Origin of the sequence: Ornithinimicrobium flavum, from assembly GCF_004526345.1 — a bacterium.
In the GTDB taxonomy this organism is placed as follows: Bacteria; Actinomycetota; Actinomycetes; order Actinomycetales; family Dermatophilaceae; genus Ornithinicoccus; species Ornithinicoccus flavus.
The window spans coordinates 591,049-605,195 of record NZ_CP038213.1; the positions used below are offsets into that span (position 1 = coordinate 591,049).

15 protein-coding genes are annotated in these 14,147 nt (G+C 73.9%); all 15 read left to right on the top strand.

All coding sequences use genetic code 11. The features are described 5' to 3' along the window. Nucleotides 1-2 precede the first annotated feature (2 nt). The 15 genes from E3Z34_RS02740 (at nt 3) to hemL (ending at nt 14,118) form a co-directional block, all read left to right on the top strand. Nucleotides 3-932, top strand: a complete 930-nt coding sequence (locus E3Z34_RS02740; protein ID WP_134772369.1) for a Ppx/GppA family phosphatase — start codon at nt 3-5, stop codon at nt 930-932. Continuing rightward, on the top strand, nt 925-1,830 hold the full coding sequence (locus tag E3Z34_RS02745; RefSeq protein WP_134772370.1) for a sugar phosphate isomerase/epimerase family protein: 906 nt from the start codon (nt 925-927) through the stop codon (nt 1,828-1,830). Before E3Z34_RS02740 ends, E3Z34_RS02745 begins: the two co-directional genes overlap by 8 nt. A 20-nt stretch (nt 1,831-1,850) precedes the next feature. Next, entirely contained in the window at nt 1,851-2,816 is a 966-nt protein-coding gene (locus E3Z34_RS02750) for a proline dehydrogenase family protein (protein ID WP_134772371.1), read from the top strand. Between the two features lie 10 nt (nt 2,817-2,826). Beyond that, complete coding sequence (gene proC / locus E3Z34_RS02755) at nt 2,827-3,630, top strand: pyrroline-5-carboxylate reductase (RefSeq protein WP_134772372.1); 804 nt, start codon at nt 2,827-2,829, stop codon at nt 3,628-3,630. Nucleotides 3,631-3,702: 72 nt separating this feature from the next. Further along, a complete protein-coding gene (locus E3Z34_RS02760; protein ID WP_134772373.1) occupies nt 3,703-4,242 on the top strand; it encodes a GNAT family N-acetyltransferase in 540 nt (179 codons plus the stop codon). A gap of 42 nt (nt 4,243-4,284) precedes the next feature. Next, nucleotides 4,285-5,472, top strand: coding sequence for an acetoin utilization protein AcuC (locus tag E3Z34_RS02765; RefSeq protein ID WP_134772374.1), 1,188 nt, complete (start codon nt 4,285-4,287; stop codon nt 5,470-5,472). A 233-nt stretch (nt 5,473-5,705) separates the two neighbouring features. Further along, nucleotides 5,706-5,906 carry a helix-turn-helix domain-containing protein gene (locus tag E3Z34_RS02770; RefSeq protein ID WP_134772375.1) on the top strand — a complete coding sequence of 67 codons (201 nt, stop codon included), beginning with the start codon at nt 5,706-5,708 and terminating at the stop codon, nt 5,904-5,906. A 154-nt stretch (nt 5,907-6,060) separates the two neighbouring features. Beyond that, complete coding sequence (locus E3Z34_RS02775) at nt 6,061-6,159, top strand: 30S ribosomal protein bS22 (protein WP_003792170.1); 99 nt, start codon at nt 6,061-6,063, stop codon at nt 6,157-6,159. Between the two features lie 81 nt (nt 6,160-6,240). Then, nucleotides 6,241-6,513 (top strand): glutaredoxin family protein, encoded by a 273-nt coding sequence (locus tag E3Z34_RS02780; RefSeq protein WP_134772376.1) that lies wholly within the window; start codon nt 6,241-6,243, stop codon nt 6,511-6,513. Between the two features lie 145 nt (nt 6,514-6,658). After that, nucleotides 6,659-7,321, top strand: a complete 663-nt coding sequence (locus E3Z34_RS02785; RefSeq protein WP_134772377.1) for a redox-sensing transcriptional repressor Rex — start codon at nt 6,659-6,661, stop codon at nt 7,319-7,321. After that, entirely contained in the window at nt 7,318-8,697 is a 1,380-nt protein-coding gene (locus E3Z34_RS02790; RefSeq protein WP_134772378.1) for a glutamyl-tRNA reductase, read from the top strand. Before E3Z34_RS02785 ends, E3Z34_RS02790 begins: the two co-directional genes overlap by 4 nt. Further along, complete coding sequence (hemC, locus tag E3Z34_RS02795) at nt 8,694-9,647, top strand: hydroxymethylbilane synthase (RefSeq protein ID WP_134772379.1); 954 nt, start codon at nt 8,694-8,696, stop codon at nt 9,645-9,647. The genes E3Z34_RS02790 and hemC overlap by 4 nt, the downstream gene beginning before the upstream one ends. Further along, nucleotides 9,644-11,308, top strand: coding sequence for a bifunctional uroporphyrinogen-III C-methyltransferase/uroporphyrinogen-III synthase (locus tag E3Z34_RS02800; RefSeq protein ID WP_134772380.1), 1,665 nt, complete (start codon nt 9,644-9,646; stop codon nt 11,306-11,308). The genes hemC and E3Z34_RS02800 overlap by 4 nt, the downstream gene beginning before the upstream one ends. A 65-nt stretch (nt 11,309-11,373) precedes the next feature. Next, complete coding sequence (gene hemB / locus E3Z34_RS02805) at nt 11,374-12,318, top strand: porphobilinogen synthase (RefSeq protein WP_134774705.1); 945 nt, start codon at nt 11,374-11,376, stop codon at nt 12,316-12,318. A gap of 456 nt (nt 12,319-12,774) precedes the next feature. Then, on the top strand, nt 12,775-14,118 hold the full coding sequence (gene hemL / locus E3Z34_RS02810; RefSeq protein WP_134772381.1) for a glutamate-1-semialdehyde 2,1-aminomutase: 1,344 nt from the start codon (nt 12,775-12,777) through the stop codon (nt 14,116-14,118). The last annotated feature ends 29 nt before the right edge of the window (nt 14,119-14,147 follow it).

A 14,147-nucleotide genomic window follows, 5' to 3' on the forward strand; every position in this document is an offset into this window, starting at 1 on the left:
GCATGCGCCTGGGTGTGATCGACGTCGGTTCGAACACCGTTCACCTCCTGGTCGTCGACGCCCACCCGGGCGCCCACCCGATGCCCGACTTCTCGCACAAGGCGACCCTGCGCCTGGCCGAGCACCTGACCCCGGAGGGGGACATCAGCGCGGAGGGTGCCAGGACGCTGGCCCGCTTCGTCACCGACTGCGTCGAGGTGGCCGAGAGCCGGGGGGCCTCCGAGCTCATGGCCTTCGCCACCAGCGCTATCCGGGACGCCGGGAACACCGAGGACGTCCTGGCGCGCGTGAGGAAGGAGTCCGGGGTCACCCTCGAGGTGCTCCCGGGGGAGGACGAGGCGCGGGCCACCTTCCTGGCGGTCCGGCGATGGTTCGGCTGGTCCGCCGGCCGGCTGCTCACGGTCGACATCGGGGGTGGCTCCCTGGAGCTCGCCGCGGGGCTGGACGAGGAGCCGGACGTCGCGGTGTCCCTGCCGCTGGGGGCGGGCCGGCTGTCGCGCGAGCTGTCGGCCGACCCTCCGGGCGAGCAGGAGCTGCGGGCGCTGGGCAAACGGGTGCGGTCGCAGGTGGCGACGGCCCTGCCGACCCTCGCGCGGGTCGGGGTCCCCCAGCTGGCCACCGGCAGCAGCAAGACCATCCGCTCCCTGGCCCGGGCGTGCGGGGCGGCGCCCCGGGCCGAGGGTCTCTACCACCCCAGGTCGCTGCGCCGCGCCGACCTGGCCGACCTCACGCCGCGGCTGGCGCGGATGACGGCCGCGGAGCGGGCGTCGTTGCCCGGTGTGTCCGCCGAGCGCGCCACCCAGCTGCTGGCCGGCGCCGTGGTCCTGGAGGCGGTCCTCGACCTCGCCGACGTCGAGGAGCTCGCGATCTGCCCGTGGGCCCTGCGTGAGGGGCTCATCCTTCGTTTCCTGGACGGACTGTCCGATGACTGATCCCGCGCCCTCGTCCCCGCTCGACGACACCGGCACCACCGGGCTCGACACCACCCCCGCCGGCACCGGCCCGGCGCCGGGGGCCAGCGGCCCCATACCCGTCCACGTCTCGACCTCGTCGGTCTACCCCGAGAACGCCGCCTACGCGTTCGACCTCGCGCAGCGGCTGGGCTACGACGGGGTGGAGATCATGGTCTGGACCGACCCGGTCACGCAGGAGGCGGGGGCCCTCAACGCGCTGGCCAACCTGCACGAGCTCAGGATCGGGGCCATCCACGCGCCCACGCTGCTGCTCGCCCAGCGGCTGTGGGGCTGGGAGCCGTGGGGCAAGATCGAGCGGGCGCTCGACCTCGCGGCGGAGGTCAACGCCCAGTGCGTGGTGGTGCACCCGCCCTTCCGCTGGCAGCAGGGGTATGCCGAGGGGTTCGTGGAGGGCGTCGCGGAGCGCGAGAAGCGGTGGGGCGTGCCGATCGCCGTCGAGAACATGTTCCCCTGGCGCACGGGCGCGTCGGCGATGCAGGCCTACCTCCCGGGGCCCGACCCCCGGGACTACCCCTACGCTAACGTCACCCTCGACATCAGCCACGCCGCGACCGCGGGCACCGACGCGCTGGAGCTCGCCCGGGACCTGGCCGACCGCATCCGGCACGTCCACCTCGGCGACTCCTTCGGCTCCTTCAAGGACGAGCACCTCGTGCCCGGCCGGGGGGCGCAGAAGTGCCGGGAGGTGCTCGAGCTGCTCGTGGAGCGGGACTTCACCGGGGTGGTCAGCCTGGAGGTGGGGACGCGCCGGATGAAGCCGGCCGACCGGGAGCAGGCCCTCGCCGAGTCGCTCGCCTTCGCCCGTGAGCACCTGGGCCAGCACGACCTGCCAGGGGCCCGGCCGCGCGCCTCGTGACCGGGCGTAGCCTAGCCCCCATGGTCCTCGCCAACCTCGATCCCTCCCAGGTGCTGCGCCAGACCATCCTCGGCATGAGCCGCAACGACCAGCTCCGGTCGGCGATCGAGAAGGCCCCCGTGAGCAGGGACATCGTCAAGCGTTTCGTCGGCGGGGTCAGCAGCTCGGACGCGGTCCGCACCGCGACGGAGCTGGTGGACACCCGTCGGCTGGTGACCATCGACTACCTCGGCGAGGACACCCTCGACCCCGCCCAGGCGGCGCACACGCGGGACGCCTACCTGGACCTGCTGGAGCACCTGGCCGAGGCCGGCCTGACCGCCGACGGCACGGTGGAGGTCAGTCTCAAGCTGTCGGCGCTCGGGCAGGCCCTGGGGCGGGACGGCAACCGCATCGCGCTGGACAACGCCCGGGCCATCTGCCAGGCCGCCGCCAACGCCGGGACCACGGTGACCCTCGACATGGAGGACCACACCACGACCGACCTCACGCTGTCGGTGCTGCGCGACCTGCGCCAGGACTGGCCGTGGGTGGGTGCGGTGCTGCAGAGCTACCTCTACCGCACCGAGCAGGACTGCCGTGACCTCGCCCACGAGGGGTCGCGTGTCCGGCTGTGCAAGGGCACCTACAAGGAGCCGGAGTCCGTCGCCTTCCCCGACAAGCTCGACGTCGACCGCTCCTACGTGCGCTGCCTGAAGATCCTCCTGGAGGGCGCGGGGTACCCGATGATCGCGACCCACGACCCCCGGCTGGTCGAGATCGCGACCGTGCTGGCGGCCAAGGCCCAGCGCGCCCCGGACACCTACGAGTTCCAGATGCTGCTGGGCATCCGTCCCGAGGAGCAGCTGCGGATCGCGGCCGGCGGGGCCCGGATGCGGGTCTACCTGCCCTACGGCGAGGAGTGGTACGGCTACCTCATGCGGCGGATGGCCGAGCGCCCCCAGAACCTCGGGTTCTTCCTGCGCGGCCTGGCCACCAAGGGCTGAGGGTGCTGGGATGACGATCGCCCTCCTGGGGGCCGGGGTGATGGGCTCGACGCTGGTCGCGGCCCTCGTGCGCTCCGGCCACGAGCCCACCGACCTCGTCGTCGCCGACAAGGTGAACGCCCGTGCGGCGCTGGTGGCCGACGAGCACGGTGCCCGTCACGCACCGCCGGCCGAGGCCACCGCGTCCGCGGACGTCGTGGTCCTGGCCGTCAAGCCGCAGGACATGGCCGCGCTGGTGGAGGAGATCCACGACGAGGTCCGCCCGGACACGCTGGTGGTGTCCATCGCGGCGGCGATCAGCACCGCATACCTGGAGCGCCGGCTGCCCGAGGGAACCTCGGTCGTGCGCGTCATGCCCAACACCCCCGCCCTGGTCGACCAGGGCATGTCGGCGATGAGCCCCGGACGGCACTGCACCCCCGAGCACCTGGCCCAGGCGCGCGACCTGATGGAGCACGTGGGGCGGGTGATCGTGCTCGACGAGGTGCACCAGGACGCGGTCACGGCGATCAGCGGCAGCGGGCCGTCCTACATCTTCTACGTGGTGGAGGCCATGATCGAGGCGGGCGTGCTGCTGGGGCTCCCGCGCGACACCGCCACCGAGCTGGTCGTGCAGACGTTGTATGGTGCGGCCACGATGATCCGAGAGACGGGGCACCACCCGACGGTGCTCCGGGAGCAGGTCTCCAGCCCGGGCGGCACCAGCGTGGCGGCCCTGCGGGCCCTCGAGGATCACAAGGTCAGGGCGGCCTTCCTCACCGCGATGGAGGCCGCCGCCATCAGGTCCAAGGAGCTGTCACCGCCGGTGGAGTGACGGCGCCGGTGGGCCGTCGGAGGGCGAGTCCGGCGGCGATGCACCCTTGGCCCGTGTGACAGAGTAGGGAACATGACTGAGATTCACGTGCGCGTCCTGGGCGAGGACGAGTGGCAGGCCTACAAGGACGTCCGGCTCCGTGCGCTGCGTGAATCTCCCGAGGCGTTCGCCGCCTCGGTCGACGAGGAGGAGCAGCACCCCGAGGAGATGTGGCGCGAGCGGATGGCGCGCTCGCGCAGGCTGCTGGCGGAGGAGGGGTCCGACATCATCGGGGTGGCCAGCCTCGGCACGACCCACCGCACGAAGATCGAGGGCGCCGCCGAGCTCTTCGGGCTCTGGGTGCAGGCCGACCGGCGCGGCGCCGGGGTGGCCCGTCGGCTGCTGGAGAAGGCGGCCACCGTCGCCCGCGAGGAGGGGCTCAAGCAGCTGCTCTACTGGGTCGGCACCGACAACGGTCGCGCCGTGGCCTTCGCCTCCTCCTTCGGGTTCCGGCCCACCGACTCCCGTCGTCCGATGCGCCTGCAGGGCGTGGACGCCGAGGACGCCGAGGCCGAGGAGATGATGATGGTCTACCCCCTGGCCGACGCCGCCGGGGTGCCCACCTCCCTCTGACCCGCACCTCCACGACGCCCCGTCGTGGACTAGCGTGGAGGTATGAGCGTGCCCTGGGTGATGTGGGACGACCGCTACACGGCCTACGACTTCGGCCCGGGTCATCCGATGCACCCGTCCCGGCTCGACCTCACCGTCCGGCTCGCGCGGGAGCTGGGCCTGCTCGACCACGACGACGTCCGGGTCCGCCCCGTCCGCCAGGCCACGGACGAGGAGCTGCTCAGCGTGCACACCGCCGAGCACGTCGCGGAGGTGCGCCGGGTCTCGTTCGACCCCTCCGGCGCGCGGGGGCGGCACGGTGTCGGCACCGACGACACCCCCGCCTTCGCCGGGATGCACGAGGCGTCCGCGCTGGCCGTCGGCGGGACGCTGCTGGCGTGCGAGGCCGTCTGGTCGGGGGAGGCCGCCCGGGCGGTGAACATCGCCGGAGGTCTGCACCACGCCATGCCCGAGGCGTCCTCGGGGTTCTGCGTCTACAACGACATCGCCGTCGGCATCCAGCGTCTGCTGGACCTCGGTGCCGAGCGGGTCGCCTACCTCGACCTCGACGTCCACCACGGTGACGGCGTCGAGCGGTGCTTCTGGAACGACCCCCGGGTGCTCACCGTGTCCGTCCACGAGACCGGCCGGGCCCTCTTCCCCGGCACCGGTTTCCCCGGGGACACCGGCGGGCCCAGGGCCCAGGACACCGCCGTCAACGTCGCCCTGCCCCCGGGCACCGGCGACGAGGGCTGGCTGCGTGCCTTCCAGGCCGTGGTGCCCACGATGATGCGGGCCTTCCGCCCCCAGATGATCGTCAGCCAGCACGGCTGCGACTGTCACTTCGCCGACCCGCTCGCGCACCTGTCGCTGTCGATGGACGCGATGGCGGTCGCCGACGGCTGGGTCGCCGAGCTGGCGGAGGACCACGCCGGGGGCAGGTGGGTCGCCCTCGGCGGCGGGGGCTACGAGCTGGTCGACGTCGTGCCCCGGGCCTGGGCGCACCTGATCGGGGTCGTGACCGGTCGACCGGTCGACCTCACGACATCGGTGCCGGAGGCGTGGCTGCAGCACGTGCAGGACGTCTACGACCGGGAGGGTCCGACCTCCATGGGGGACCGGGGCGGGCGCGACATCAGGTTCGGGCGGTGGGAGGACGGCTACCACCCGGAGGACCCCGTCGACTCCGCGATCATGGCCACCCGCCGGGCGGTCTTCCCCGGGTGGGGCCTGGACCCGTACTTCGACTGACCGCCGGGTGGGTCACAGCGTCCCACCGTGCGTCACCCGAGTCACAGCAGGAACTCCGGGCTGATTTCGCACCAGGCGGCGTGTCGGGCTGGACTTTTTCTGGTCACGGCTTTCGCAACGGCACCATCTGCCCCTAGTGTTAACCCCACATCAACCGCTTGATCGTGGGTCGCGTGCCGGAGGGGAAGCCGAGTTCGCGCCCGCGGGAGACAACGAGAGACGGGAAGCGTCCTATGGCTGAAGAGCGTCAGCTCGCCGAGATGACGTTCATGACCGTGGCCGAGGTGGCTGCCGTCATGCGCGTGTCCAAGATGACGGTGTACCGGCTGGTGCACTCTGGCGAGCTCCCCGCCGTGCGCGTGGGAAGGTCCTTCCGTGTCCCGGAGAAGGCCGTTCACGCCTACCTCCAGGAGTCCTACCACGGCACCGCCTGAGGGCGCCGCGGGACGGCGCACCCGGTGGACCCGGCGCCCGCCGCGTTTGGGGAGCGTCCCCGCGCCGCGTTAGGCTGACCCGAACCTCGCGGCGTCCGCGGCCCACGCGGTGCTGCGGACAGCACGAGACACCCCCGATCGAGAAGGACGGCCCATGGGCTCTGTGATCAAGAAGCGCCGCAAGCGGATGGCGAAGAAGAAGCACCGCAAGCTGCTGCGCAAGACGCGTCACCAGCGTCGCAACAAGAAGTGACCGGCTGACCGGTCCAGGCATGGCGTCCCCCTCACCGGGTGGGCGCCATCGTCATACCCGGTCCGAGGGGGAAGGTGAGGTATGCGGTGGCGCAGGCGGGTCCCGGAGGTGGTCGTCGTCACGCGGGCGGGCTGCCACCTGTGCGACGTCATGGTGCGGGTGGTGTCCCGCGCCGCGGGGCGGGTGCCGGTGACCACGCGCGACCTGGACGAGGAGCTCGCGGCCGGCCGGCTGGAGCGTTCGGAGCACGACCGGTGGACCACGCTCGTCCCGGTCCTGCTGGTGGACGGGCGCGAGCTGGCCTGCCACCGCACCGACGAGGCGACCGTGCGCCGCGCCCTGCGCCGGCGATGAGGGGTGACCTCCGGCCCGGCACCCGGCGTTTTGGTTTCTTCCTGGGACACCCATAGAGTGATGGGGTCCGCGCCGACCGGGCGCGGGGGTCTGGTATAAGCCCCACCGGTCGGCGTTCCCGATGAGAGGAGCCGGTGCCGTCGTGATGGCCGAGTCTGCCCGACGCGGAGTGCCGGAGGCCACCGTCGGACGACTTCCCGAGTACCTACGGGCCCTCACGACCCTCGCCTCCCACGGCCGGCGATCGGTCTCCAGCGAGGAGCTGGCTGCGCTGACGGGGGTGCGCTCGGCCCAGCTGCGCAAGGACCTCTCCCACCTGGGCTCCTACGGCGTGCGCGGCGTCGGTTACGACACCACCCGCCTCGCCGAGCAGATCTCCGCCGAGCTCGGGCTCTCCCAGGACTGGCCGGTCGTCATCGTCGGGATGGGCAACCTGGGTCGGGCCCTCGCGTCCTACGGCGGCCTCGCCTCCCGCGGGTTCCGCGTGGTGGCTCTCGCCGACACCGACCCGACCGTGGTCGGGACCAGCGTGGACGGCCTGGTCGTCCAGCGGCTGGAGGACATCGACCCGCGGCGCACCCCGGTCTCCGTCGGGGTCATCACCACGCCGGCCGCGGCGGCCCAGCCGGTCGCGGACGAGCTGGTCCGTCTCGGCGTCAGCTCCATCCTCAGCTTCGCCCCCGGGGTGCTCCAGGTGCCCCAGGACGTTGACGTGCGCCGCGTCGACCTGGGCACCGAGCTGCAGATCCTCGCCTTCCACCAGCATCAGCGCTCCCTCTCCCGGGCCACCGGGGAGGGGGTCTCGTGAGCGTCCTCATCGTCGGTCTGTCTCACCGGTCGGCCCCCATCGACGTGCTGGAGCAGGTCGCCGTCGACCCGGACGGCGCCGCGTCCCTCACCGCCCGCGTCCACGCCGGTCAGCACGTGGAGGAGGCGCTGGTCCTCTCCACCTGCAACCGGCTGGAGGTGGTCGCCGAGGCCGGCACCTTCCACGGTGCGCTCGCGGAGGTCGGGGACGCCCTGTGCGCGGCCAGCGGGCTGTCGCGGGAGGAGCTGACCCCCCACCTCTACGTCCACCACGACGAGCGTGCGGTGGCCCACCTCTTCTCGGTGGCCAGCGGCCTCGACTCGATGGCGGTCGGCGAGAGCCAGATCCTGGGTCAGCTGCGCGACGCCCTCGCCGACGCCCAGCGCAGCGACCACGTCGGCCCCGTGCTCAACCCCCTCCTCCAGCAGGCCCTGCGGGTCGGCAAGCGGGCCCACGCCGAGACCGCCATCGACGAGGTGTCGCGGTCGCTGGCCGGACTCGCCCTCGACCGCGCCCGCGACGTCCTGGGCGACCTGTCCGCCGTCCGCGCCGTGGTCGTCGGGGCGGGGGCCATGTCCGGCCTGGCCGTCTCCCGCCTGCTGCGCGCCGGAAGCCGCGACGTGACGGTGGTCAACCGCACCGACGCGCGGTCGGCGCGGCTGGCGGAGGTGCACGGCGTGCGGGCCGCGCGGTGGGAGGAGCTGTGGACCCTCATCGGGTCGGCCGACCTCGTCCTCACCGCGACCGGAGCCGTCGGGCACGTCGTCGAGGCGGACGACCTCGCCGCCGCCCGGGCCCGGGCCGGTCGCTCCGGCGCCCCCCAGGTGCTCCTGGACCTGGCCCTCCCGCGCGACGTCGACCCCGACGTCTCCCGCCTGTCCGGCGTGCGCCTGTGGGGTCTGTCCGAGCTGCAGCGCGAGGGTGCCGGTGAGGACCACGGGGCCGCCACGGACGCCGCGCTCCGGGCGGTGCAGCAGCTCGTGGACCAGGAGGTGACCGGCTATCTCGTCGACCGCCGGGCCGCCCGCCTGGGCCCCACGCTGGCCGCCCTGCGCGACAGCGCCGCTCGGGTCGTCGACGCCGAGATGGCCCGGTTGGACCAGCGGTTGCCGCACCTGCCCGTGGAGGAGCGCGCGGAGCTGCGCCGCACCGTCCAGCGGGTGGTCGACAAGCTCCTGCACACCCCGACCGTGCGGGTCAAGCAGCTGCACCGGAGCGAGGGGCCGGGGGACTACGCCCACGCCCTGCGCGAGCTCTTCGACCTGGACCCGCACGAGGTCGCGCTCGCCCCGACGCCGGCGCTGACGATGCCCCGGGCCCTGGACCCGACCTCCGTCCCGCCCGAGGCGCCGGGTGCGGGAGAGGTGTCGTCGTGACCGCCCCGGTCCTGCGGCTGGGCACCCGTGCCAGCGCCCTCGCCACCAGCCAGTCCGGCTGGGTCGCCGACCACCTGCGGGCAGCCGGCCACGAGGTCGAGCTGGTGCTGGTCCGGACCGAGGGGGACCTCTCGCGGCGCAGCCTGACCGAGATCGGGGGCACCGGGGTCTTCGCCTCGGCCCTGCGCGACGCCCTCCACGAGGGGCGGATCGACCTGGCCGTCCACTCGCTCAAGGACATCCCCACCGCACCCGAGCCGGGGCTGACCATCGCGGCCGTGCCGGAGCGGGAGGACCCGCGGGACGTGCTCGTGGCCCGCGACGGGCTCACCCTGGCCGAGCTGCCCCCGGGCGCGCGGCTCGGCACCGGCTCCCCCCGGCGGGCGGCGCAGCTGGCTCAGGCTCGCCCCGACCTGGAGGTCCGGGACATCCGCGGCAACGTCGACACCCGGATCGGATACGTCCGCAAGGGCGAGCTCGACGCCGTGGTCCTGGCGCGCGCCGGGCTGTCCCGGCTCGGACGCCTCGACGAGGTCACGGACACCCTGCCGCTCGACCGGATGCTCCCGGCCCCTGGCCAGGGCGCGCTGGCGCTCGAGTGCCGCACCGACCGTCGCGAGCTGGTCCGCGATCTCGCGGACGCCCTCGACCACGCCCCCACCCGGGCCGCCGTGACGGCCGAGCGGGCCGTCCTGGCCCGTCTGGAAGCCGGGTGCACCGCCCCGGTCGCCGCCCTGGCGACCCCCCTGGACAGCACCGGGCTGTCCCTCGAAGTCTTCGTGGCGCTGGATCGTCCTCAGCGCCACAGGGCGACCGGCAGCCTCGCTGACCCGGTCGCGCTCGGCCACGACGTGGCCGAGCACGTGTTGACCCGTCCCGCCCCCCTCGTCACCGTTGCCGACAGCAGTGCCGCTGCCGCGGGGGCCTTCGAACCGGAGCCAGAACTGTGAGCACAGACGTCGCGCACCTCTCACCCGTCCTGTCCGAGGCCGCCGCGGCCCGGGTGGCCTTCGTCGGCGCCGGACCCGGCGACCCCGGGCTGCTCACGGTCCGGGCCCGGGACTACCTCGCCGCCGCGGACGTCGTCATCCTCGACGACCCCCGCCGTGAGGACCAGCTCGCCGGATGGGTGCGCGAGGACGCCGAGGTCCTGCTCACCGTGAGCGACGCCGAGGCCGCGACCCCGCTGACCGAGGCGGCCCGCAAGCGGCTCCTGGTCCGGACGGCCTCGCGCTTCGCCGATCCCAGCCACCTCGTGGTCCGCCTCATCGAAGGGGACCCGACCGCCTTCGCCGGGCTCACCGTGGAGGCCGCCGCCTGTCGCGAGGCGGGGGTGCCCTTCGAGATCGTCCCGGGTGTCACCACCGCGTGGTCGGTCCCGGCCTACGCGGGGATGCCGCTGTCCGGGTCCGGCAAGGGTGTCGGGGGTGAGCTGCACGTCGTCGACGCCGGCGACCCCCGCATCGACTGGTCGCTGTCGGCGGGGGCGGACATCACCGTGGTCGTGCTCGGCTGCGGGGACCCCCTCCTGGGGGCCCTGCGATCGCTGCTGGCCGCCGGACGCGCGGGGGAGACCCCGGTGGCGCTCACCGAGCACGGCACGACGGTCCACCAGCGCACCAGCGTGCTGACGCTCGACGAGGCGGTCGCGGCGATCGAGAGCGGGGCGGCAGAGTGCCCCGACGCCTCGATCGCCGTCGTCGGGCCCCAGGTCGAGATGCGCCACGAGCTCTCCTGGTGGGAGACCAAGCCGCTCTTCGGCTGGTCGGTCCTCGTGCCCCGCACCAAGGAGCAGTCCGGGACGATGACGCAGCGCATCGCCGCTTACGGCGCGACCTCCTCGGTGGTGCCGACGATCAGCGTGGAGCCGCCGCGGACCCCGCAGCAGATGGACCGCGCCATCAAGGGCCTGGTCACGGGGCGCTACGAGTGGGTGGGCTTCACCTCGGTCAACGCGGTCCGCGCGGTCCGGGAGAAGTTCGAGGCGCTGGGCCTGGACGCCCGTGCCTTCGCCGGCCTCAAGCTGGCCGCCGTCGGCGGGGTCACCGCCGAGGCCCTGCGCGAATGGGGGCTGGAGCCCGACCTGGTCCCGGACGGCGAGGAGTCCGCCCGCGGGCTGCTGGAGGTCTGGCCGCCCTACGACGACGTCCTGGACCCCATCGACCGGGTCTTCCTCCCGCGGGCCGACATCGCCACCGACACCCTGGTGGCGGGGCTGCAGGAGATGGGCTGGGCCGTCGACGACGTCACCGCCTACCGCACCGTCCGGGCCAGCCCTCCGCCCGCCCCGGTGCGCGAGGCCATCAAGGGCGGGGCCTTCGACGCGGTCTGCTTCACCTCCTCCTCCACGGTCCGCAACCTGGTCGGCATCGCCGGCAAGCCGCACCCGACCACCGTCGTGGCGTGCATCGGCCCGGCCACCGCCCGGACCGCGGAGGAGCACGGGCTACGGGTCGACGTCGTCGCGCCCGAGGCCAGCGCCACCGCGCTCGTCGACGCCCTGGCGGCGCACGGGCGGGAGCTGGCGGCCCAGGCGCAGCAGTCCGGCGAGCCGCTCCTGCGCCCCAGCCAGCGCAGGACGACCGGCCGCCGCACCCGCGCGCGCCGGTGAGCGGCACGGCATACCCCCCGGTCGGTCCGCGCGAGCGGCCCCGCCGGCTGCGGTCCACCCCGGCGATGCGCCGGCTCGTCGCGCAGACCCGGCTGGACCCGGCCGAGCTGGTGCTGCCCGTCTTCGTCCGGGACGGGATCGGGGAGCCGACGCCCATCGCCTCGATGCCCGGGGTGGTGCAGCACACCGAGCAGAGCCTGCTCGTCGCGGCCCGGGAGGCGGTCGACGCCGGTGTCGGCGGGATCATGGTCTTCGGGGTGCCGCGGGAGGGTGACAAGGACGCCACCGGCAGCTGTGGGCTGCGGGCCGACGGCATCCTCAACCGCGCCCTGCGCGCCCTGCGCGACGACCTCGGTGACGGCACGGTGCTCATGAGCGACCTGTGCCTGGACGAGTTCACCGACCACGGCCACTGCGGCGTGCTCGCCGACGACGGCAGCGTCGACAACGACGCCACCCTCGCGGTCTACGCCGAGATGGCGGTCGCGCAGGCCGCGGCGGGCGCCCACGTCGTCGGCCCGAGCGGGATGATGGACGGTCAGGTCCGGGTCGTGCGCGAGGCGCTCGACGACGCCGGGCACCAGGACGTCTCGGTGCTGGCCTACACCGCCAAGTACGCCTCCGCGGCCTACGGGCCGTTCCGGGAGGCGGTGGGGTCCAGCCTGCAGGGGGACCGCCGCACCTACCAGCAGGACCCCGCCAACCGCACCGAGAGCCTGCGCGAGCTGCGCCTCGACCTGGCCGAGGGCGCGGACCTGGTGATGGTCAAGCCGGCCCTGCCCTACCTCGACGTGCTCTCCGACGTGGCCGAGGTCGCCGACATGCCGGTCGCGGCGTACCAGGTCAGCGGCGAGTACGCCATGATCGAGGCCGCCGCCGCCCAGGGGTGGGTGGACCGCGACCGGATGGTCCTGGAGACCCTCACCTCGATCCGCCGGGCCGGTGCCCAGCTGGTCCTCACCTACTACGCAGTGCACGCCGCCCGCCTGCTCCACAGCGGAGCGCGCTGACCCCCCCACCCCACCAGCCGCCTCGCGTGGTTGCTCCATACCCCACCGGCCGCCTCGCGTGGTTGCCCTCGACCGCACCGGCCGCGTCGCGTGGTTGCCCTCGACCGCACCGGCCGCGTCGCGTGGTTGCCGTTGACCCCACCGGCCGCGTCTATTGGTTGACATGAGTCGGCGGGTCTGACCGGCTGACGCGACCGGACCAGGTCGACGTCCTGGCCGCTCGCCCGGTCAAGGTGGCTGAGGTGCCTGAGGGGGGCCCGTCGAGCAAGCACGCGATGGATCCGGCCACCACCCTGGGCGTCCGGTCGACCCCCCAACAACCATTGGACGCGGCCCGTGGGGTATGGAGCAACCACGCGGGGCGGTCGGTGGGGTGTGGGGCAACCATGCGAGGCGGTCGGTGGGGTGTGGGGCAACCATGCGGGGCGGCCGGTGGGATTACGTAGGCTGGCGCTCATGACCCCCGACCCCGGCCAGACCAGCCAGACCAGCCCGCCGTACCCGGCGGGCGCACCGGCCTCCGAGCAGCTGATCGAGCGGGCACGCCGGGTCATCCCCGGTGGGGTGAACTCCCCGGTCCGCGCCTTCCGGTCCGTCGGCGGCACCCCCCGCTTCATGGAGCGCGCGCAGGGGCCCTGGATGTGGGACGCGGACGGGCGGCGCTACGTCGACCTGGTGTGCTCGTGGGGCCCGATGATCCTCGGCCACGCCTCCCCGCGGGTCCTGGCCGCGGTCACCGACGCGGCGGCCCAGGGGTTCTCCTTCGGCACGCCGACCGCCCGCGAGGTGGCCCTGGCCGAGGAGATCGTGCGCCGGGTGGAGCCGGTCGAGCAGGTGCGGCTGGTCAGCTCGGGCACCGAGGCCACGATGAGCGCGCTGCGCCTGGCCCGCGGCTTCACCGGCCGGTCGGTCGTCGTCAAGTTCGCGGGGTGCTACCACGGGCACGTGGACGCCCTGCTCGCGCAGGCCGGCTCGGGGGTGGCGACCTTCGCCCTGCCGGACAGCTCGGGGGTGCCCCGCAGCTCGGCGGCCGAGACGATCGTGCTCCCCTACAACGACGTCCCGGCCCTGGAGGCCGCTTTCGCCGAGCGGGGCGCCGAGATCGCGGCCGTCATCACCGAGGCGGCGGCGGGCAACATGGGGGTGGTCCCCCCGGAGCCCGGGTTCAGCGACGCGCTGCGCAGGGTGACCGCGCAGCACGGCGCGCTGCTCATCAGCGACGAGGTGATGACCGGTTTCCGCTGCTCCGAGGCCGGCTGGTTCGGGCTGGAGGGGCGGCCCGAGGGCGGGGCGCCCGACCTGTTCACCTTCGGCAAGGTGATGGGCGGCGGCTTCCCGACCGCCGCCTTCGGCGGACGCGCCGACGTGATGGCGATGCTCGCACCGGAGGGGCCGGTCTACCAGGCGGGCACGCTGTCCGGCAACCCGGTGGCCTCCGCCGCCGGGCTCGCCACGCTGCAGGCGTGCACGCCCGAGGTCTACGCCCGGCTGGACGAGGTCAGCGAGGCCCTGGCCGGCGCCGTGACCGACGCCTTCACGCGGCACGGCATACCCCACCGCATCCAGTGGGCGGGGTCGATGTTCTCGGTCTTCTTCCGCGAGCACGCGGTCCGGGACTACGCCGACGCCCAGGACCAGGACCGCGAGCGCTTCGCCCGGTTCTTCCACGCGATGCTGCGGCGCGGCGTGCACCTTCCCCCGAGCTGCTTCGAGTCGTGGTTCGTCTCCGCCGCGCACGACGACGAGGCGGTCGAGGTGGCCGTGCGGGCGATCGAGGAGAGCGCGGCCGAGGTGGCCTGAGCGGGCTCGCCCCTCAGGGCCTGCTCAGG

Coding starts and splice junctions, on each gene's coding strand:
- E3Z34_RS02740 (WP_134772369.1), top strand. CDS start 3: ATGCGCCTGGGTGTGATCGACGTCGGTTCGAACACCGTTCACCTCCTG.
- E3Z34_RS02745 (WP_134772370.1), top strand. CDS start 925: ATGACTGATCCCGCGCCCTCGTCCCCGCTCGACGACACCGGCACCACC.
- E3Z34_RS02750 (WP_134772371.1), top strand. CDS start 1,851: ATGGTCCTCGCCAACCTCGATCCCTCCCAGGTGCTGCGCCAGACCATC.
- proC (WP_134772372.1), top strand. CDS start 2,827: ATGACGATCGCCCTCCTGGGGGCCGGGGTGATGGGCTCGACGCTGGTC.
- E3Z34_RS02760 (WP_134772373.1), top strand. CDS start 3,703: ATGACTGAGATTCACGTGCGCGTCCTGGGCGAGGACGAGTGGCAGGCC.
- E3Z34_RS02765 (WP_134772374.1), top strand. CDS start 4,285: ATGAGCGTGCCCTGGGTGATGTGGGACGACCGCTACACGGCCTACGAC.
- E3Z34_RS02770 (WP_134772375.1), top strand. CDS start 5,706: ATGGCTGAAGAGCGTCAGCTCGCCGAGATGACGTTCATGACCGTGGCC.
- E3Z34_RS02775 (WP_003792170.1), top strand. CDS start 6,061: ATGGGCTCTGTGATCAAGAAGCGCCGCAAGCGGATGGCGAAGAAGAAG.
- E3Z34_RS02780 (WP_134772376.1), top strand. CDS start 6,241: ATGCGGTGGCGCAGGCGGGTCCCGGAGGTGGTCGTCGTCACGCGGGCG.
- E3Z34_RS02785 (WP_134772377.1), top strand. CDS start 6,659: ATGGCCGAGTCTGCCCGACGCGGAGTGCCGGAGGCCACCGTCGGACGA.
- hemB (WP_134774705.1), top strand. CDS start 11,374: ATGCGCCGGCTCGTCGCGCAGACCCGGCTGGACCCGGCCGAGCTGGTG.
- hemL (WP_134772381.1), top strand. CDS start 12,775: ATGACCCCCGACCCCGGCCAGACCAGCCAGACCAGCCCGCCGTACCCG.